The organism is Nostoc sp. (assembly GCF_036917315.1).
GTDB lineage: Bacteria > Cyanobacteriota > Cyanobacteriia > Cyanobacteriales > Nostocaceae > Nostoc.
Map to the genome: position 1 here is coordinate 79,518 of NZ_JBALDR010000042.1, position 19,491 is coordinate 99,008.

General features: G+C 43.3%; 19 protein-coding genes and 1 pseudogene. 8 read left to right on the top strand and 12 right to left on the bottom strand.

Annotated elements, in window-relative coordinates; translation table 11 throughout:
- Positions 1-61: 61 nt before the first annotated feature.
- A complete protein-coding gene (locus tag V7K84_RS18525; protein WP_104905479.1) occupies positions 62-406 on the bottom strand; it encodes a hypothetical protein in 345 nt (114 codons plus the stop codon).
- Positions 407-578: 172 nt separating this feature from the next.
- On the opposite strand from V7K84_RS18525, the gene V7K84_RS18530 reads away from it, so the two are divergent.
- Positions 579-713, top strand: a complete 135-nt coding sequence (locus tag V7K84_RS18530; protein WP_334840130.1) for a hypothetical protein — start codon at positions 579-581, stop codon at positions 711-713.
- Between the two features lie 71 nt (positions 714-784).
- Positions 785-1,627: an SPFH domain-containing protein gene (locus V7K84_RS18535; RefSeq protein WP_334840131.1), complete on the top strand. Its 843-nt coding sequence runs from the start codon at positions 785-787 to the stop codon at positions 1,625-1,627.
- Here V7K84_RS18535 and folP read toward each other — a convergent pair.
- Positions 1,624-2,484 (bottom strand): dihydropteroate synthase, encoded by an 861-nt coding sequence (gene folP, locus V7K84_RS18540; protein ID WP_334840132.1) that lies wholly within the window; start codon positions 2,482-2,484, stop codon positions 1,624-1,626. The genes V7K84_RS18535 and folP overlap by 4 nt on opposite strands.
- Before the next feature lie 52 nt (positions 2,485-2,536).
- Positions 2,537-3,268, bottom strand: coding sequence for a triose-phosphate isomerase (tpiA, locus tag V7K84_RS18545; protein WP_334840349.1), 732 nt, complete (start codon positions 3,266-3,268; stop codon positions 2,537-2,539).
- 245 nt (positions 3,269-3,513) lie between these two features.
- Between tpiA and V7K84_RS18550 the strand changes: the two genes are divergently transcribed.
- The gene (locus V7K84_RS18550) at positions 3,514-4,995 is read left to right on the top strand and encodes a GTP-binding protein (RefSeq protein ID WP_334840133.1); all 1,482 of its coding nucleotides are present in this window, start codon (positions 3,514-3,516) and stop codon (positions 4,993-4,995) included.
- A 63-nt stretch (positions 4,996-5,058) separates the two neighbouring features.
- Here V7K84_RS18550 and V7K84_RS18555 read toward each other — a convergent pair.
- The 3 genes and pseudogenes from V7K84_RS18555 to hisF form a co-directional block, all read right to left on the bottom strand.
- Positions 5,059-5,166: pseudogene (locus V7K84_RS18555) on the bottom strand (IS5/IS1182 family transposase); the annotation flags it as partial.
- Between the two features lie 294 nt (positions 5,167-5,460).
- Complete coding sequence (locus tag V7K84_RS18560) at positions 5,461-5,652, bottom strand: hypothetical protein (protein WP_094348875.1); 192 nt, start codon at positions 5,650-5,652, stop codon at positions 5,461-5,463.
- A 99-nt stretch (positions 5,653-5,751) separates the two neighbouring features.
- Entirely contained in the window at positions 5,752-6,525 is a 774-nt protein-coding gene (gene hisF, locus V7K84_RS18565; RefSeq protein WP_334840134.1) for an imidazole glycerol phosphate synthase subunit HisF, read from the bottom strand.
- A 236-nt stretch (positions 6,526-6,761) separates the two neighbouring features.
- Between hisF and ruvB the strand changes: the two genes are divergently transcribed.
- From ruvB to V7K84_RS18585, 4 genes are all read left to right on the top strand, one after another.
- Positions 6,762-7,862: a Holliday junction branch migration DNA helicase RuvB gene (ruvB, locus tag V7K84_RS18570; RefSeq protein ID WP_334840136.1), complete on the top strand. Its 1,101-nt coding sequence runs from the start codon at positions 6,762-6,764 to the stop codon at positions 7,860-7,862.
- A gap of 248 nt (positions 7,863-8,110) precedes the next feature.
- Positions 8,111-8,914: a tetratricopeptide repeat protein gene (locus V7K84_RS18575; RefSeq protein WP_334840138.1), complete on the top strand. Its 804-nt coding sequence runs from the start codon at positions 8,111-8,113 to the stop codon at positions 8,912-8,914.
- An 11-nt stretch (positions 8,915-8,925) separates the two neighbouring features.
- On the top strand, positions 8,926-10,200 hold the full coding sequence (locus tag V7K84_RS18580) for a glycosyltransferase (RefSeq protein WP_334840140.1): 1,275 nt from the start codon (positions 8,926-8,928) through the stop codon (positions 10,198-10,200).
- A gap of 41 nt (positions 10,201-10,241) precedes the next feature.
- A complete protein-coding gene (locus tag V7K84_RS18585; RefSeq protein ID WP_334840142.1) occupies positions 10,242-11,342 on the top strand; it encodes a glycosyltransferase family 4 protein in 1,101 nt (366 codons plus the stop codon).
- A 160-nt stretch (positions 11,343-11,502) separates the two neighbouring features.
- Here V7K84_RS18585 and V7K84_RS18590 read toward each other — a convergent pair whose 3' ends face one another.
- The 4 genes from V7K84_RS18590 to V7K84_RS18605 form a co-directional block, all read right to left on the bottom strand.
- Entirely contained in the window at positions 11,503-12,897 is a 1,395-nt protein-coding gene (locus tag V7K84_RS18590) for a cytochrome P450 (protein WP_334840143.1), read from the bottom strand.
- An 86-nt stretch (positions 12,898-12,983) separates the two neighbouring features.
- Positions 12,984-13,787: a TIGR01548 family HAD-type hydrolase gene (locus V7K84_RS18595; protein WP_334840144.1), complete on the bottom strand. Its 804-nt coding sequence runs from the start codon at positions 13,785-13,787 to the stop codon at positions 12,984-12,986.
- 40 nt (positions 13,788-13,827) lie between these two features.
- Positions 13,828-14,298, bottom strand: a complete 471-nt coding sequence (locus V7K84_RS18600) for a DUF29 domain-containing protein (protein WP_334840145.1) — start codon at positions 14,296-14,298, stop codon at positions 13,828-13,830.
- A gap of 55 nt (positions 14,299-14,353) precedes the next feature.
- Entirely contained in the window at positions 14,354-14,824 is a 471-nt protein-coding gene (locus V7K84_RS18605) for a DUF29 domain-containing protein (RefSeq protein ID WP_334840147.1), read from the bottom strand.
- A gap of 137 nt (positions 14,825-14,961) precedes the next feature.
- On the opposite strand from V7K84_RS18605, the gene V7K84_RS18610 reads away from it, so the two are divergent.
- Positions 14,962-15,261 (top strand): 30S ribosomal protein PSRP-3, encoded by a 300-nt coding sequence (locus V7K84_RS18610; protein ID WP_094333099.1) that lies wholly within the window; start codon positions 14,962-14,964, stop codon positions 15,259-15,261.
- Positions 15,262-15,271: 10 nt separating this feature from the next.
- Here V7K84_RS18610 and V7K84_RS18615 read toward each other — a convergent pair whose 3' ends face one another.
- A complete protein-coding gene (locus tag V7K84_RS18615) occupies positions 15,272-17,053 on the bottom strand; it encodes a serine/threonine-protein kinase (protein WP_334840351.1) in 1,782 nt (593 codons plus the stop codon).
- A 276-nt stretch (positions 17,054-17,329) separates the two neighbouring features.
- Complete coding sequence (locus V7K84_RS18620; protein WP_334840149.1) at positions 17,330-19,435, bottom strand: SPFH domain-containing protein; 2,106 nt, start codon at positions 19,433-19,435, stop codon at positions 17,330-17,332.
- Positions 19,436-19,491 lie beyond the last annotated feature (56 nt).

The window sequence follows — 19,491 nt, forward strand, 5'->3', positions numbered from 1 at the left end:
TGTACTCTGAACTGGGGAATAATGTAATCTTAGTTACTAAGATATATGATGAAAATAGATTTTAAAAGTTGATTCTGCCCTCATTTAGTAATTTATATCCAGTTGCTAATGCTGTAAAAGCAATTATAAAATTCCATAAGCTAGTAGGCTTTAAAATAACTCCACCGCTTAAGAAAACTAGTACTATGCCAATGCCTAGAAAAATCCATCCCAAGTTACCAGTTTCTCTCTGGAAAAAGACTAATGCAAATATACCTATCATCGTTGCCAAAACTGAAGCTGTAGCAGGTAAGCTCCGATAAAAATATGAATAGTAACCGCTAACAAATATGATGTTTTGACCAAAAAAGTATAATCCTGTAAAAAGTAGAATTAAACCTATAAGTTTGATTAACAACCTACCCATAATATTTTGATATTTTTAATGGCCCAAGCCAATTTTTATCCGATTATAGTGGTGTTTTTAAAACTTGCCAAATTTTTACCTTCATGGAAAAACATTGCGTAAATATACTTAAATTATATTCAGGCTGTCCGAAAATGCCAGTACAAGTAATGTTGATTACATCAAGTAGTCCTTGCCAGCGTTTTATCAAGGTGCTTTAATAGCGATCGCATTCCGCAAAACAGTCTCACTTAGAGAATATGTACAAAACATGCAGCGACTCGACATCGCTGCTGGTGTTGATAAAATTACAGACTCAAAACATTAAACTCAAAGATATGACAAGCTAGTAGCATATCTTTGATACTAAATTCTCCCCAAAGCTGAATAGGAGCATACATGGAGCCAATTATTGCTATAGTTTTAGCCCTTATAGGTTATGCATTAGGTTCTGCAAAACTGATTAATCAAGGAAATGAAGCCTTAGTCGAACGCTTAGGGCGGTATCATCGAAAACTTAAGCCGGGGCTGAACTTTATTGTTCCCTTGGTAGATCAGATTGTCATGGAAGATACTACACGAGAGCAGTTTACAGACATCAAACCTCAGAATGTGATCACCCAAGATAATATTTACGTAGAAGTGGATGCTATTGTATACTGGCGCATTCGAGATATCGAGAGAAGCTTTTACGCGATTGAGGATCTGCAAGGGGCATTAACACAGATAACCACAACTACGCTCCGAGAAATCATTGCCCAAAATACCCTAGAGCAGACCAACGTCTCTAGAGCAGAGATGGACTCAGCTATCTTAGATCAGTTGAATCATGTAACGGCAGATTGGGGAGTTGAGATTCTCCGGTTAGATATTCAGAGAATTACTCTACCTGAAAGTGTCCGAAAGTCTAGGGAAGAGGAACAAGCCGCCGTCATCAAAAAACGGGCACTGATTACCGAAGCAGAAGGGCAAAAGGAAGCTGCCATTAGGAAAGCCGAAGGAACTATGACTTCAGTGCAAATCATTTCCCAAGCTCTCCGTTCCAATCCCGATAGTAGAGACATTCTGCGGTATCTTGTAGCTCAAGATTACGTAGACGCTAGCCAAAAACTTGGTGAGAGCAGTAATGCCAAAATTGTCTTTGTAGATCCAGCTAACTCAAGTGAAATGTTTCAGGAGTTGATAGCCGAGTCAGTAAATCAAGAAGGTAACGGCAAAAAAATCGAAGAACGGAATACTTAAGAGTCACGCTGTGTAGCCTGTCTCAATAGGGCATCGGCGACTAGTGAAACATCGCGCATTTCTTGAACATCGTGAACTCGGAGGATATCAGCGCCATTAAAAATAGCAGCACAACAAGCTGCTGCCGTTCCCCAAACTCGTGCTTTGGGATCTGGTTGATTTAAAATGCGGCCAATGAAACTTTTACGAGATGCTCCTACCAAGATAGGACAGTTGAGTGGTGCGAGCGATCGCAAGCCGCGAAAAATTTCTAAATTTTGCTCATAGTTTTTAGCAAAACCAATACCAGGATCGATAATAATTTTATCCAGATCAATGCCCGCAGCAGTTGCTGCGTCAATTTGCCGAGCCAAAAAACTATAAATCTCACCGAGCAAATCTTGATAATCAGTCTGTTGTTGCATTGTCTGTGGTGTCCCCCGGATGTGCATTAAAATCATCGGTACACCTAACTCTGCGACTGTTGCCAACATTTCTGAGTCCAAAGTGCCGCCAGAAATATCATTAATAATATCTGCTCCAACTTCTACAGATGCCTTGGCGACAGCAGCACGAGTTGTATCTACAGAAATCGGGACTGAAATCTCTGGTCTTAGCACGTGTAATACCGATAGTACCCGGTCAAGTTCCTCCACCAGAGTGATTTGCTTTGCCCCTGGTCGAGTTGATTGACCGCCCACATCGATGATGTCAGCACCAGCAGCCACTAGTGCTTGCGCCTGTATTAAAGCGGCAGAGGAAGTGTTAAACTCACCCCCATCACTAAAGCTATCGGGCGTTACATTTAAAATGCCCATCAAATAAGTCCGCTGTCCCCAATCGAAACAGCGTCCTCGAATTATCAAGTTCCTTGGCATAAATTTACATTAGGCATTCCCATGCTTTGCATGGGAACGAGAAAAAAGCACATCACACTGATTTAAAATTCACAATCCGAGCGAAACTCTCAGGTTCTAGACTTGCTCCTCCCACGAGGACACCATCAATTTCTGGTTGAGCCATAATCTCATCAATATTATTCGGCTTGACTGAACCGCCATATTGAATTGATACATTTGGATTAGTCAACTTGCTACGAATTAAGCCAATTATTCGATTAGCTTCCTCTACTTCACAAGTGTCACCAGTGCCAATGGCCCAAATCGGTTCATAGGCAATCACCAAATTATCCTGATCGATATCTACCAAGGCTTTGTCGAGTTGGAGAGCAATCAGTGATTCAGCTTCTCCCGCATCTCGTTGTTGTTTACTTTCACCAACACAGAGAATTGGAGTCAAACCAAACCTTTGAGCAGTTCGGAGGCGCAGATTAACGGTGGCGTCCGTTTCTCCAAAGTATTGCCGCCGTTCGCTATGACCGACAATCACAAAGCGTACACCGCTTTCTGTCAGCATCGGGCCAGAAATCTCACCCGTATAGGCTCCATATTCTTCCCAATGGATATTTTGTGCCCCTAGTTGGATGAGGCTACCGTGCAAGGTCTTGGACAAAACACTTAAATCAGTGAAAGGAGGACACAATATCACTTCTCGCCCTTGGGGGGTTTCCTCTAAGTGGGGCAGAAATCCTTGTAAAAACTCCTGGGTTTCTGCCTGGGTTTTGAACATTTTCCAGTTGCCGGCAATAACGATTTTCCGCACAGGTAATTTAGTCAAGATCCTAACGCGTTATATTTAGATGCATTTTTCAGTTTATGACTTTTTGTTAGCCATTAGTCACTTGTACTGAGCGAAGCCGAAGTATTGGTCATTGGTCATTAGTTATTTATTATTCTCCCCCGCTCCCTGCCCCCCTGCTCCCTAATCTGCACAAACCTCTGTTAAAAATAACTAGGATAAGAGACAGGGCTAATTTAAAAATCCCAAATTTCCAATCTCAAATTGATATGACTTCGACATTGCCCGTGCCTGAACCTCATCAAAGCGATTCCGCTAACACTGACGCAAATTCTCTCAGCTGGGAGGAAGAACTGGATAGCGCTATTTTCAGTTTTGAAGACATTCAGACGGAACTGAACTATAAACAAGCACAAACAGCGTTGCGAAACTTGGTAGCCAATCTCGACCTTACTCCCCAGGAAAAAACCGGGTTAGAGACGGAAATTGCTGAGTTAGAAACCATGCTGGGAAAGTTAGACCGTATGGTAGTGCAGATTGCGACTTTTGGCATGGTGGGACGTGGTAAGTCTTCTCTACTCAATTCTTTGGTTGGGCAAACGGTATTTGAAACTGGGCCCCTGCACGGTGTCACCCGTACTGCCCAAACAGTTAATTGGAGTATTAGCGAGGAGATGATTGGGGAAACTGAACGGGCTTTGCGTGTAACTCTTCCTGGTGTAGGTCAATCGCAGGTGGAATTAATTGATACTCCGGGGTTAGATGAAGTAGATGGTGCAACCCGCGCCGCCTTAGCTGAACAGATTGCCAAACAAGCAGATTTGATTCTATTTGTGATATCTGGCGATATGACAAAGCTAGAATACGCTGCCCTTTCTCAGTTGCGGGAAGCAGGTAAACCGATCATTCTGGTATTTAACAAAGTAGATCAGTATCCAGAAGCAGACCGGATGGCAATTTATCACAAAATCCGGGATGAAAGGGTACGAGAATTACTCACACCTCTAGAAATTGTCATGGCTGCGGCATCGCCATTGGTGAAGACGGCGATTCGTCGCCCTGATGGTACGAGGGGCATACAGTTGCGTACAGGGAATGCCCAAGTCGAGGAACTGAAGCTGAAAATATTGGAAATTTTGCATCGTGAGGGTAAAGCCTTGGTTGCCCTCAATACCATGCTTTATGCCGATATCGTCAATGAGCAGTTGATAGAACGAAAACTGATGATTCGGGAACAGAATGCTAATCAGTTGATTTGGAAGGCTGTGATGACTAAGGCATTAGCGATCGCACTCAATCCTGTAACTGTGGTAGATATTCTGAGTAGTGTGGTAATTGATATTGCTCTGATTTTGGGTTTATCTAAACTCTATGGCTTCTCGATGACCGAGGCTGGGGCTGTACAATTGCTACAAAAAATCGCCTTGAGTATGGGCGGTATCGGTGCTAGTGAATTGTTAGCAAATTTAGGCTTGAGTGGATTAAAAACTTTACTTGGAATCTCTGCAACAGCTACGGGTGGCATTGCGCTAGGCCCTTATATATCGGTGGCAATTACCCAAGGAGGAGTAGCTGGTGTTTCTTCTTACGGTATTGGACAAGTTACCAAAGTTTATTTAGCCAATGGCGCAACTTGGGGGCCTGATGGCCCGAAAGCAGTAATTAATCGGATTTTGGCAAACTTGGATGAGGCTTCAATTCTTAACCGGATTAAAGATGAATTACTCCACAAAGTAAAACTCAAAAAGTGATGCATCAATAAGCTTTGGTTAGCCATATTTATGCTTGGAGCTAGCTGATTCGTCAAGAAAAGCTTAAGGTGCCATTCGCTTTACCATCAGACGAATCAATGAGCCATAAATTATTGCTTCACTTAGCTTTGTGTACAACTCATAATCCTTACTCAAACGCCGAAATCGATTGCGACATCTAATTTGTGAATGTACAGGTGCGCTACCAACTGCGCTATGACCCCTTAGAGGATGTTTTAAAAGGGTTTTTTGCTCTCATGATTAGCACAGCCAAGCATTTAAGTATATGGCGAAACCCTAGTTTTTCGTTGTACTTACCGTAGTCCAGAAGGCAAAAATGATACTTTCTGGTGCTTTTAAAACATCTTCTTAAAATCAGCTATATATAATTACTTAGTTATTATTAACTTTGTCAAGCTTTCTGGAAACTAAATTTTAAATATCTCCTCTTGCACTCAGGACTCTCTAGGATACTTGCAACAAATAGGTCATACAATGCCCCATCAAAAAGTAAACTACTAACATGGCAGCAGCAGCCAGAGCAACCAATGTACCAGCCAACATTAGAGAAAATTCTTTACTCTCGTAGGCTTTTTCCATTAAGTGCAGCGACCACGCTACCAGGGCTACATCAAAAAGTAAAATAGGAAGCAACATATTTCTTAATATTTGTTAATACTTGTAAAATAATATTAACACCCTTTTCAGGAAGTGTGTCCAACCTTAGATAGATGTCATTAAATGGGAAATGGTGGATCAAGATAATGTTCTGACTGGCACGTTGCGATCGCGCAAGTAACTTTTAATTTCTGCTACGCTTAATTGTCCGTAATGTAACAGTGATGCGAGTAATGCGGCTTCAGCTTTGCCTTCAGTTAGGGCAGTGTAGATATGTTCACAATTACCTGCACCACCAGAAGCAATAACTGGAATTTCTACAGCATCGGCAATTGCCCGTGTGATCTCAATGTCATATCCAGCTTGGGTTCCATCAGCATCCATACTTGTAACTAGCAGTTCTCCGGCCCCCCGTTTTTCAACTTCTTGTGCCCAAAGTAGAGCATCTAAGCCTGTGTTTTCCCTGCCACCTCGCACATACACATCCCAACCTGGATTTTCCGGGTTATTTCTGCGTCTGGCATCAATAGCAACAACTATGCACTGATTACCAAAGCGATCGCTTGCCCGATTAATCAAGTCTGGTTCCCGCACTGCCGCAGAATTAATACTAACCTTATCTGCGCCCGCTCGTAACAAAGCTTTAACATTTTCTAAGGATTGAATGCCACCACCTACAGTCAATGGAATAAAGACCTGTTCGGCAGTGCGGTACACCACATCTAAAATTGTAGCTCGGTCTTCATGAGTAGCTGTAATATCCAGAAATACTAACTCATCAGCACCGGCTTCGTTGTAAACCTTGGCCAGCTCTACCGGATCGCCTGCATCTTGGAGATTAACAAAGTTAACTCCTTTTACAACTCGTCCCGCCTTCACATCTAAGCACGGTAAGATTCTTTTAGATAACATAATAACTTTTGTATTTCTGGGTAATTGACCGGAATTTAAATTTTAAATTGGCGCGGGTATTCTCAACCGAAAATTTTCATAGGTATTGGGCATGGTGAAGAGGACAAGGGGAAAGGAGAATTGGGGACAAGGATCTAACTTTTGTCACCCTGCCTCCCCTGCCTCCCCTGCCCCTCTGCCTCCCCTGCTCCCCTGCCTCCCCACTCCCTAGTCCCTTAAAAGTAGATAGCTGAATTATGGCGATAATCTCCTCGAAAAAACAGCCTCCAGAACCCAACGGAGAACCAAAGCAGCGTCGAGAGTCGGCGAAAGCACCATCCACAGAAAATATTTTGAAGCCTGAAGCTGCTATTGATGAGCAAGAACAGCAAGAAGAAGGTATTCGACCACACCGATTTGCTGATTACATTGGGCAAAAAGATTTAAAGGATGTGTTAGATATTGCCATTAAAGCAGCCAAATCTCGTGGTGAGGTACTGGATCACTTGCTGCTGTATGGGCCGCCGGGATTGGGCAAAACTACAATGGCAATGATTCTAGCATCGGAAATGGGGGTAAATTACAAAATTACCAGTGCGCCAGCCTTAGAACGTCCGCGAGATATTGTTGGGCTATTGGTAAACCTCAAGCCAGGGGATATCTTATTTGTGGATGAAATTCATCGCCTCTCGCGGATGACAGAGGAAATTCTCTATCCAGCAATGGAAGATTATCGCTTAGATATTACTATTGGTAAGGGTTCTAGCGCTCGGATCAGAAGTTTGCCGCTATCAAAGTTTACCCTAGTGGGAGCTACAACCCGCGTGGGTGCTTTAACTTCACCACTGCGCGATCGCTTTGGTTTAATTCAAAAACTCCGATTTTACGAAGTTGACGAACTGACTCAAATTGTACTGCGAACCGCTCAATTACTCAAAACCCCTATTACAGAAGATGGTGCCACAGAAATTGCCCGTCGTTCACGCGGAACACCACGGATTGCTAATAGGCTACTTAAACGAGTGCGTGATTATGCGGAAGTAAAAATATCTGGAGAGATTAATGAAAACATTGCATCCGAGGCATTGCAACTATTCCAAGTAGATCCTTGCGGTTTAGATTGGACAGATCGCCAGATGCTGAGTGTAATAATTGAACAATTTAATGGCGGGCCAGTGGGGTTAGAAACAATGGCAGCAGCGACAGGTGAAGATACTCAAACAATTGAAGAAGTATACGAACCTTACCTGATGCAGATTGGGTATTTAACTAGAACTCATCGTGGCAGAATGGCGACTAAGGCAGCATATAAGCATTTGGGATTCACGCCGCCTAATGAACAGTTGTCATTATTGTAATTATGGACATTGGGCAAAACAGTGCTGAGTAATGAGTAATGAGTAATGAGTAATGAGTTGGGAGTTAGGAGTTAGGAGTTAAGAGTTATTCTCTCCTCTGACCCACTCAGCACTCTTGAGGGGCATTGGGGCATTAGATACTCGTAAATGAGTCTTTGAACTCCTTTAATGAGCTTTTGAACTCCATTCCTCTGCCCCATGCTCAATGACAAATGACAAATGACAAAGAATAAATTAGGTAAACCTAGATGATTAAGTTGATTGGTATTTTTCTCAGTCTGTTACTTGTGTTTGGCTGGGGCACACCAGTGATGGCACAATCTCAGCCGCCCATTACTCAAGAACAGTTAAAACAAGGTGATGAGTGGGCAAATCAAGCGTTTATAGCGACGAATCAAGGTGACTTTGCTACGGCTGAAACTTATTGGACAAAGATTATTGAGCAATTTCCCACGAATGCCGGGGCGTGGAGTAACCGGGGAAATTCGCGGGTGAGCCAAAATAAGTTACAAGAGGCGATCGCAGATTATAACAAAGCCATAGAACTAGCGCCGAATGTTACCGATCCTTACTTGAATCGGGGGGCGGCGTTGGAAGGGATGGGAAAATGGGACGATGCGATCGCAGATTATAATCGTGTTCTAGAACTCGATCCTAAAGATGCGATGGCATATAATAATCGCGGCAATGCTACAGCAGGTTTAGGAAAATGGGATGATGCGATCGCAGACTACAAAAAATCTAATGAGATAGCCCCAAATTTTGCCTTTGCCCGTGCTAACTATGCCCTCGCTCTTTATGAAACTGGTCAGAAAGAGCAAGCAATCCGCGAAATGCGAAATATCGCCCGTAAATACTCCAAATTTGCTGATGTCCGTGCCGCCCTTACAGCTGCATATTGGGTAAGTGGAGAACAAGGTGAAGCCGAAAGCAACTGGGTAGCAGCTTATGGACTTGATAGCCGCTACAAAGATATCGACTGGGTAAAAAATATCCGGCGTTGGCCTCCCAGCCTGGTTACAGCTTTAGATAAGTTCTTGAAAATCCAGTAGAGGCATTGATCGTGACTCATTTTGGTATCATCTGTCCTGGTGCAGCAACTGGCCCCCTCAATACAATGCTTCCCTTAGGGCAGGAACTTCAACGGCGTGGGCATCGCGTCACCTTCTTTGGCTTACTCGATACTCAATCTAAGGTACTGGCAGCAGGAATAGAATTCCAAGCAATTGGTGAAAAAGATTTTATTCCTGGCTCAACAGCAGAAACCTTTGCCAAATTAGGTCAACTGCGTGGATTGGCTGCATTTCGATACACTATTGATCTGCTGAAGCGGGTTTCATCTGTGACACTCCAAGAGGCTCCAGCAGCAATTAAAGCAGCAGGCGTAGAAGCGTTGCTAGTAAACCAAAGTTCACTAGAGGGAGGGACAATTGCCGAGTTTCTCAAAATTCCTTTCATTACCGTGTGCAGCGCTGTGGTGCTGAATCGAGAACCTAGCATTCCTCCTTTTTTCACAACTTGGAAGTATAGCCCAGCTGCGTGGGCACGTTTACGCAACGAAATAGGTTACACGTTACTTAATAGCGTCGTCAAACCACTTAAAGATTTGATTAATGAATATCGTCGAGAGTGGAAATTACCCTTGTACTCTAATCTTGAAGATAGTGACTCTTTACTGGCTCAAATAAGTAATGCACCTGCTGAGTTTGAATTTCGCAGGGAAGAATTAGCTCCTTGGTTCCATTTCACCGGAAGCTGCCATACTTCAGCTAGTCGAGCAACTGTTTCTTTCCCTTATGAAAAATTGACGGGGAAACCGTTAATTTACGCTTCGATGGGAACATTGCAAAATCGTCTGATTTGGGTTTTTCAGACTATTGCTTCAGCTTGTGAAGATTTGGATGCTCAGTTAGTGATTTCTCTGGGAGGTTCTGCTAAACCAGAATCACTGCCAGACTTGGCAGGAAATCCTTTAGTAGTTGAGTATGCACCTCAATTAGAAGTGCTGGAAAAAGCCACCCTCATGATTACTCATGCGGGAATGAATACAACTATGGAATGTGTGAAAAAAGGAGTGCCAATGGTGGCGATTCCAGTTGCTAATGACCAGCCGGGAGTAGCAGCGCGTATCGCTTGGACAGGGGCGGGTGAGCTTGTCACCCTTAAAAAACTGAATGTTCCCAGATTGAAGAATGCTATCAAGCGGGTATTGACAGAAGAATCTTATAAACAGAATGCTCTCAGATTACAAGCAGCTACTCTCGCGGCTGGGGGGGTAAGTCGAGCTGCTGAGATTATTGAGCAGGCTGTTTCTACTGGCAAGCCTGTCTTGGCTTAAACAAATTAATTAACAGATTAATTATGAACAAATAAAATAATATGAACTGGGACAATAACTCAATCGTAATTTATTCCAATTTCCCGTTCCATGTGGAAGATTGGGCACCTCCTTCTGTTAAAAATGGTATTGGAGGCAGTCAAGAAGCCGTCATTTACTTAAGTCAAGAACTATTTAAATTGGGTTATCCAGTCACAGTTTTTAATAGATGTAGTGACATGGAAGGAGAATATAATGGTGTAGTTTATCAGTCTGTTGATAAATTTAATCCTCAAGACAACTTCAATGTATTAATCTTTCATCGCGCTTGGACGCAACCAATGATGATGAAAGTAAAGTCAAAAAAAACTGCTATTTGGATGCACGACAACCCTAAGTTATTTCCTCCAATAGAAGATTCTCAGCAATCAGAATTTTTAGCAAGTTTTGACAAGCTGTTTATGCTGTCAAATTTCCATAAAGCTATGCTACCAAACTGGATTCCTGAAGAAAAAATATTTTTGACAACTAATGGTATTAATCTAGAAGATTTTAATTTAACAGGAATTTCTAGAAATCCTAAAAGACTTATTTCGATTAGTAACTATACAAGAGGCATTGAACATTTACTTACTCAATGGGACAAGATTATCCAAGAAGTACCTGATGTTGAATTGCATATTTTCTATGGTTGGCAAGTAATTGATGCGGTAATTAATTCACCTAACATTAATATATTTCCACAATTACCTGATAAAAAGAAGCAAATTTTGCAGCTTTTGGAGCAAATAAACGTATATGAACATGGCAGAATTGGGCACAAGCAGTTAGTTGAAGAATTATTTAAATCTGGAATCTGGGTTTATCCTTGTCATACTGCTACTGAGATTTTCTGTATTAGTGCTTGGAAAGCTCAAGCGGCTGGTTGTGTTCCTGTAGTAACAACTTACGGCGGCTTAGATGAGACTGTTAAATCTGGTGTCAGAATTAAGGGGCCTGCTGGAGATAAACAGACAAACAATGCTTTTATTGAAGCTGTAATTGACTTGTTGAAAAATCCAGAGAAACAAGAAAGTCTGAGAAAGGAAGCATTATCTTTAAAAGATTCCTTTGGTTGGGATAAAGTTGCTAAACAGTGGCACGAGGAATTTTTATCAGTTTAAATAAAATCCAGGGCTGTGCGTGACCGATAGGGTACCTCTACGCGCAGCGTCTCCTAGAGAAGCGTTAGCGAGTCTTGTCTGAGGACATCCTCTTGCATTCGAGCGTCACAGCCTGTCACAGACATCGCTCCCACCCTATCCCATACCATTCTCCCACTCTTTACGCTGAACTAGAGCTAGTCTGAAGGATGGGCTGATTTTGCTGACGCTTCCCCTTCACCACCATCTGCACACCTCCTGCTGGGCTAAATAGCAAACCCTTACGTACTGCCTGCACTGGTTTGCTATCAGCCAGTTCCATCTCCCAGTGAGACAGGACTGTTGCCAAAACCAGTTTCATCTCAAACAAGGCAAATGCCATACCAATACAGCGACGGTTCCCGCCACCAAACGGTAAATACTCATAAGGAGAAAATTGCCGTTCTAAAAAACGCTCTGGCTTAAATTGCTTCGACTCAGGATATAAATCTTCTCGATGATGAGTCAAATAAATAGAGGGATTGAGCAAAGTACCAGGCTCAAAGTTGTATTCCCCAATTTGTAGCGGTGATTTGACCACTCGATTTAGTGCCGATATCGCCACTGGGTAAAGACGTAGGGTTTCAGAACAGACAGCATTCAAATAAGGCAATCGGAAAATAGCGTTTGGATCTGGTTGTTCGCCCAATTTATCTAGTTCTTGCAGCAGTTTTTCCCGCACCTGTGGTAGATGATGAATCCAGTACAGCGCCCATGATAAGGAAGTTGCTGTAGTTTCGTGACCAGCCACTAATAGCGTCATCAGTTCATCACGTAATTCCAAGTCTGTCATCGGCTCTCCCGCCTCATCACGAGCAGCCATCATCAAAGATAGAATATCAGTTCGAGATGGATCGGGTTGTGCTTTGCGATCGCGAATCTGGGCGTAGATGAGTTGATCGATTTGCTGCCGTAAACGCAAGTATTTCCCCCAGGGACTCCACGCTCCTAAATCCTGTCGCAGTGATGGGAAAAGAAGCAGAATTGTTCTTAAAATAGGAATTTTGGGATTCAGGATTGCAATCAGGAGTTCATTGAGTTTCTGGTAACGTGGCCCATCTTCTAGACCAAATACAGCCTTCAAAATCACTTGGAAAGAGATTGCTTGCATTGATGGCAGAACTGCAAAGGTTTCTCCAACCTGCCACTGATTAATCACTTGCTCAGTGATGTCGCGGATTAATTCACCATAAGCTAGCATTCGTTCCCCATGTAAGGGTGGCGTCAACAGCTTTCGCTGTCGCTGATGAGGCTTTCCTTCCAGCGCCAGTAGTGATTGGCGTCCTAATAAAGGCGAACTAATCCCTGCTGGTTCACCAGAGTCTAACTGTTTTGGATCTGTAGTAAAAATCTGCTGAATCGCCTGGGGATTGCTAATGAAAACTTGAGCAGGAGAATTTTGTCCGAGCTGAAGGGTGAAGATATCACCATAACGTTTAGCACAGTCTTCTAAGTATTCTAAGGGATTAGTAAGCCAGTGATACGTTTGTACCCAAGGGCGATCTTGAGGGCCGTTAGGCAGTTTAAGTGCAGACATTTTTATTAATCTCCCAATGATAAAAGCAAGATTGTTATCAGCCAGTTATTCATGCACTCCTAGCTTGATTAATCTTAGAACACAGATCAAGCAAATGAACTTACCACTTCTTGAATCTGCCTTGGAGTCAATTCTTGCACATTAGGCAAAACTACTACTGCTCCTGCTGCTAGCAATGTCTTGCTATATGCATCACTACGTGCTGCTGTTTCCTGGACATGGGGCGGTAAAATCCCTACACCAATCCAAGGGCGAGAAGAATCTAAACGCCGCGCTTTCTCGACGGTATACATATCTGCTACCGTATCCCCCACATACACTACAGCTAATTTTTGCTCAATTCCATTTTCTAACTCACGAACTGTAGCAAAAAGTCCAGTAGGATCGGGTTTTCCTGGCGCATCTTCCATCGCAATCAACACTGGAGATTCCAAGCCCAATCGTTTTTCTAAGACATAGTTAGCGGAAGCACGAGTTGCACCACTAAAAAATCCCCAAGCAATGCCGGCTTGGGTAAGTTGTTCTAAATAACTAGGTTGTAATAATAAAGGTTCATTACAGATATAACCAGTAAAATTATTTGGATCTGGGCCACGGTAACGCGATTGAAAAAAAGCAACGATCGCACTGTAATCTAGTTGCAGTTGTTCGCGGCTCTGTTTTTGAGTTTCAAAGTAGCGGTAAATTAATTCCTGCGACGCTTCCCAGTCGTTATTCCACACCCCTTCAGATTTTAGTTGGTCAATATCTAGTGGGGTTGGACGATATGCTTGGGTGGTAAAATATTCTACGGTATCTGCGATCGCCCGGCGATAGGAACCGCTAACATCGCGCACAACGCCATCAATATCAAAAATAGCGATCGCTTTTACAGAAGTGGGTTGAGTCATGGGGTAGGAAGCAAAAGAGTTTTAAATCATCATAATGCGCTCATGACTCAGGTAAAAAATCGGGGTCAAGGGCTTGCTCTGGCGTGAAGAGAGATTTTTCTGGGAAGATAGCGATCGCTAATCCAGTTTCAATTACAGCCAGTCGTCTAGCGGTTTGATAGCTTTCGTCAAAAACTCGATCAAAGTAAGGTTTCAAGCTCGGACTTTCCTGAAGTGCCTTTTGGACTCGCCTACGGTGTTCCAAAATTGTGTACTGCCAACTTTTTGACCGCTTTTCAGTTTGAATTTGATATTTGAGCAGATGCATCAGCAAGACTTCCAGATTGCTCTCCAATGCCCGCTTTTCACTTCTGCCCATCGTTTCAATTTCTTCAATTAAATTCTCTAAATCTAGTTCTGTGAGCCGACCTTGTTTGAGCAGTTCTGCTGTAGTTTGAATCCACAAGTAAAAATCTTGCTCATACAAATCTGAACCAGATGTTATTTGAGATTGAGGCAGTTGGGCAGTCACGTAGCTTCGCTCCGAATTCAAAATTAACAGCAAAATCTTCTAAATCAGGGTGTGATTATGACTCAGGTAAAAAATCGGGGTCGAGGGCTTGCTCTGGCGTGAAGGGAGATTGTTCGGGGAAGGTAGCTAGATGCAATTCAGTTTCATCGGCAGCCAAGAGTCTAGCATCGTCATAACACAGCCCAAAAACCTCAAAGAAATAGGGTTTGAGGCTAGGACTTTCTTCTAGAGCTTCTCTGAGGCGTTTACGATGCTCACGAATTGTTGCTCGCCAACTACCAGAGCGCTTCTCGGCTTGATATTTATACTTCAAGAGGTGCATTAGCACCACTTCCAAGTTGCTTCTCAGTGCTTTCTTTTCACTCCTGCCCATTGTTTCAATTTCATCAATCAAATTCTCTAAATCCAGTTCTGTGAGCCGACCTTGCTTGAGCAGTTCTGCTGTGGTTTGAATCCACAGGTAAAAGTCTTGCTCATACAAATCTGAACCAGATGTTGTTTGAGATTGGGGCAGTTGAGCAGTCATAAGCATCTTTTGTTAACGCCGACTACACCTTATGCTAGCCCAATCCAATCACTGTTTGGTCATTTGATAGGGTATTGCGTTAAAATAAGCGATCGCTATCCTTGTTAAATAATGCCCGGAAATTCCCGGAGGTGTGATTGACCAAGTTTATTTTGAAAATTCTGTGGTTAGACGAGAACGTTGCTCTCGCAGTCGATCAAGTTGTAGGCAAAGGCACCAGTCCCTTGACTAAGTACTTTTTTTGGCCCAGAAATGATGCCTGGGAAGAGTTAAAAAAGGAATTAGAGTCCAAACATTGGATTACTGACCTGGATCGTGTTGAGTTGCTTAACAAAGCGACAGAAGTGATTAACTACTGGCAAGAGGAAGGCAGAAACCGTCCAATGGCAGAAGCTCAGTTGAAATTTCCAGAAGTTGCCTTTACAGGTAGCGCTTGATATTACAAAATTAGCTATTGTCCAGTTCTACAAGCTGCCACAGTTTGATAGTCTTGTCCCGGCTGCCGCTTGCAATTAATTGTGTAACTTTGCTCACAGCAACAGCAGATACTGAGTCTATATGACCAGAGAGAGTAACAATCTCTTCTGCTGTGCTTACCCTCCAAAGTTTAACTGTTTTGTCGCAACTTGCACTTAGGAGTGTTTCGCCATCGGTAGTAAAAGCCACAGCTACCACTGACCAAGAATGGCCTAGAAGTGTGCAAATTAGCTGACCAGTGTTTACCTCCCACAACTTAATAGTGTTATCATCACTACCCGTCGCCAAAATTTGACCATCGGGACTAAAAGCGACTGTCAAAACCGCCCATGCATGACCCGAAAGGGTGCTTAACAAGCTATAGCATGGGCGGTTTTGAATTTCTCTCTGGGAACCTTCTATCTGCCACAAGCGAATTCTTCTGTCATAACTAGCGCTAGCTAAAAGCTGTCCTTGGGGACTAAATGCTACTGAATTTACCTGTAATTGATGTCCAGTTATGGTGCAAATTTCTGTGCCAGTATTTACATCCCAGAGTTTGATTGTCTTATCCCAGCTTCCACTAGCGAGAATTTGCCCATCTGGACTGAAAGCAACTGATTTTACAGCGTGTGAGTGTCCCAAGAGGGTGCAGATTTCTGTTAATCTCTCAACCTCCCACAATTTGATAGTTTTATCGTCGCTAGCAGTTGCCAGAATTTGACCATCTGGACTGAAGGCAACTGATTTTACAGCTTGGGAATGTCCTGATAAGCTAGCTAGGACTTTTTTAGTATTTAAATTCCACAATTTGATATTTTTGTCATCACTAGCACTGGCTAAAGTGTGACTGTCTGGACTAATGGCAAGAGCATTCACACTACTTAATGTCCCAGAATGCCCAGTTAAGGTATGCAAGCATCGCCAAGGAGGATTTGGTAATTTAAAATTTTGAGTTTTACATTCCATACCCATTGCTTGCATAACTTCATCAGCCGATTGAAAGCGGCGGTTAATAGTCTTTTGCAGCAGCTTATCGAGAATTTGCGCCAAGCGTAGACTTTTTGAGTCTTGTCGCCAGACATCGCTAACCTTAGTAGTAAGATATTGTTGCCAAACCCAGCAATCGTTAGCAATATCATATAAATCAAAGGGAGAAATCTGGGTAAGTAAGTAAATACAAGTTACACCCAAGCTATATAAATCACTAGCAAAAACGGCTTTTCCCTTCGCTTGTTCTGGTGCAGCGTATTCTGGACTGCCGATACTGGTTTCAGATGTTAGCCGATCGATTTCTGTGACAATTTTCGCAGTGGTAAAATCGACTATAACGAAATTCCCCTTTTTAGTAATTGGGGATCTACGGATGATATTTTGGGGTTTAATATCGCGGTGGATGATATGGCGATCGCTAATAAACTGCAAAAGTGGCAACACATCTTCTAAAAGTTGCCAAATCTGAGTTTCATTAAAAGCGCCTTCTTCTTCAACCACCTGAGCTAAATTAGTGCCTGCAATAAACTCCTGCACTAAATAAAAATACCCGTTGTGCTGAAAATAATTTAATAAAGCGGGAATTTGCGGATGCTTTCCTAAGTCCTCTAGCTTGTGCGCCTTTTGCTGAAAATTTTTAAATGTTTCGTCTTCCAGCAATAATTCTTGAACAACGCAAGGAATTGGCGGAAACTCTCCCTCATCGACAGCGAGGAAAGTTTTGCAGAATCCCCCTTTACCAATCGGCTTGAGTAAACGATAACGTTCTTGTAAAAGCAAAATTTCCCTACCTACAAGGTGAGCAAAATGCCCTGTTTTTTGTAAGGGTACAACAATGTTTATTGGTGTCAACTTAAGCTGAAACTCCTTTAAAATCTCGTTTCCAGCCTCTACTCAAAAGCGGCTCTGCCGCCAGTAAGGGAGGCAGAGCCTCAACGACGGGCATTCCCAGTCGAAGACTGGGAACGAGGTAATCTAAAAGCTAGTTATAGACTTGCTTTCACGTTAAGTTGACACGTATGGACAATGTTATGCCCCTACCTCATGTTTCTGATGTTACTTATCTTCGGGAAAATTCACAACTATAGGTGGATAACCGTTTTCTGAGGTTGGTTGTGCTTTAGTAACTACAGGTTGCGGATGCAAAGGTGTTGGTGTCAATTCACCTTTACCAGTTTGATTCCATAAAATCATGGATAATAGCCCGTCCACTAAGCCGTTATTGCTACCATTACTGCCAACTAAGACATCTGGAATCAAACGGACATTGCGATCGCCTATAATCTGCATTAGTTGCATTGCTGTATAACCTTGTGGCCCCAAAGCTTCCACACCAGCGCGGTAGGTTTCAGCTTTGGCATTACCTGTGGCTCGGATACCTTCAGCCTCAGCAATTGCCCGGAGTTTTGTACCTTCAGCTTCACCGTTCGCCTGCTTAATTTGGGCTTGGGCTTTCAGGTCAGCTATATGCACACTCTGCTCCGATTTCACCATTTCTTGCTGAATATTAGCCAGCGCTGTTTCCCGGACAAGCTGCTGTCGTTGGGTTTGCGCCATCTGCTGGACTTCATAAGTCTTGCGTTCTTCTTCGGCAATTTTTCGGTCTGTCTGTGTCTGCATTAACGATGCTGGTGGCTGAATATCACCAATCAGGGTGTCGATCGCTTGCACGTCATAAGCCCGTAATGCTGTTTTAATATACTCAGCAGCCTCAGCTTGTCGTTCGCTTCGAGCAGTGAGAAAGTCTAGTACAGTATAGTCTTGGGCTGAGTTACGGAAATAATTCCCGATGGTCGGTTCTAATACATGGTCTACCAGATTTTGCATGGCACCAACGCGAGAAATTACCTTCGGGGCATCTAAAGCACCCACATGGATAATTTGTGCTACTTCCAAATCAAAGGCAAACCCATCACGCGATCGCACTGTCAAGGAAGCTAGTTGAGCATCATAGCTGTGGCGTTCGGTGCGATCTGACCAATTTAAGACAATGTTGGTAGTTGGCACCAGTTCCATCTTCATGATCCGGGAATTAATCGGGTGCTTGCCAGGATACAGCGGTTCGATCCATACGCCTTTATGTCCAGGATTCACCAAATTACCGTGGGTGAAAGCTGCACCGCTAACATCTTGATGTGCCTTACCCACGAAAGAAATCACCACACCCACATACCCAATGGGTATTTCCGTCATCGGCACTTGCTCAACCTGGACAAACCAAGGATTCAAGTTCCAAGAACCAGAAAGCAAGGTTTGTTCTTGTAAACCTCGCCGCCCACGCCCATTAATAAATTTCTGACCATTTTGGAAGTTGTCGTGTCCTTCAATTATCGGGCCTGCGAGTTCACCTGCGGAAATTGGTACACCATCTAAGGTAGTAACGATGCCAACTTTATCAGATGCCAGACTGTACACCCGCAGTTGTTCTGGAGTCATGCCATGAGTGGCGGCATTTGATGCCATGATGACTTTAAATAGGGCGGTGTTAATCCGGTACGTACCAGCCGTAAGAAAACCCATTTGCCGCCCTTTTTCCCCACCTTGGGTGAGGAATTTCCGAGCATCTTGGAAGTTGTCACAATCTACAATTTTACCCAAAATCCGCTCTGGTGGGTTGGATGCTCCATCTGCTGCCACAATCAAAGCGATTTCCCCTTGGGGAACGACAATTACCGATTCTTTCTTTACAGAATATTGCCAAGGCCAATAGCCCCAGTGCCAACCAGGGGCTAAAGTGTCTGCCTGCAAGCCAGCTTCGCCGTTAAGGGCAATCAAGCTGCCGGCGGGGAGTCCACGCCCGGAAAGGGTAAATTTCCTTACTACAACGCCAACTTCACGTTCGCCAATTACCACCAGTCCGCCAAAGAACAGGGGGACGAATATGACTAAACCGCCGATAAGTACGACGGGAACCAGTACAATAGGATCGATTCCAGCAGCTTGATATTGAATCCTGCTAGTTTGTAATTGGGCAATATTAGGTTTAGTCTGATTTAGCTGAACTGATGCTGGAGTAATTTCTTGTGCAGTAGTTATTTTGACAGAAGTAGCATTGGCAGAATGAATACTACCAGAGAGTGCTAACGTTGCTACGACCGATGCTGCAAAACGAGCTACCTTATTTTGTTTACGAGTACCAAGCAAAGATGAAAGGCTTTTCATAATTTGTGCCCAAAAGGGCAACTAATTAGTTAATTTAACACTCCAGCAAAGCTTGG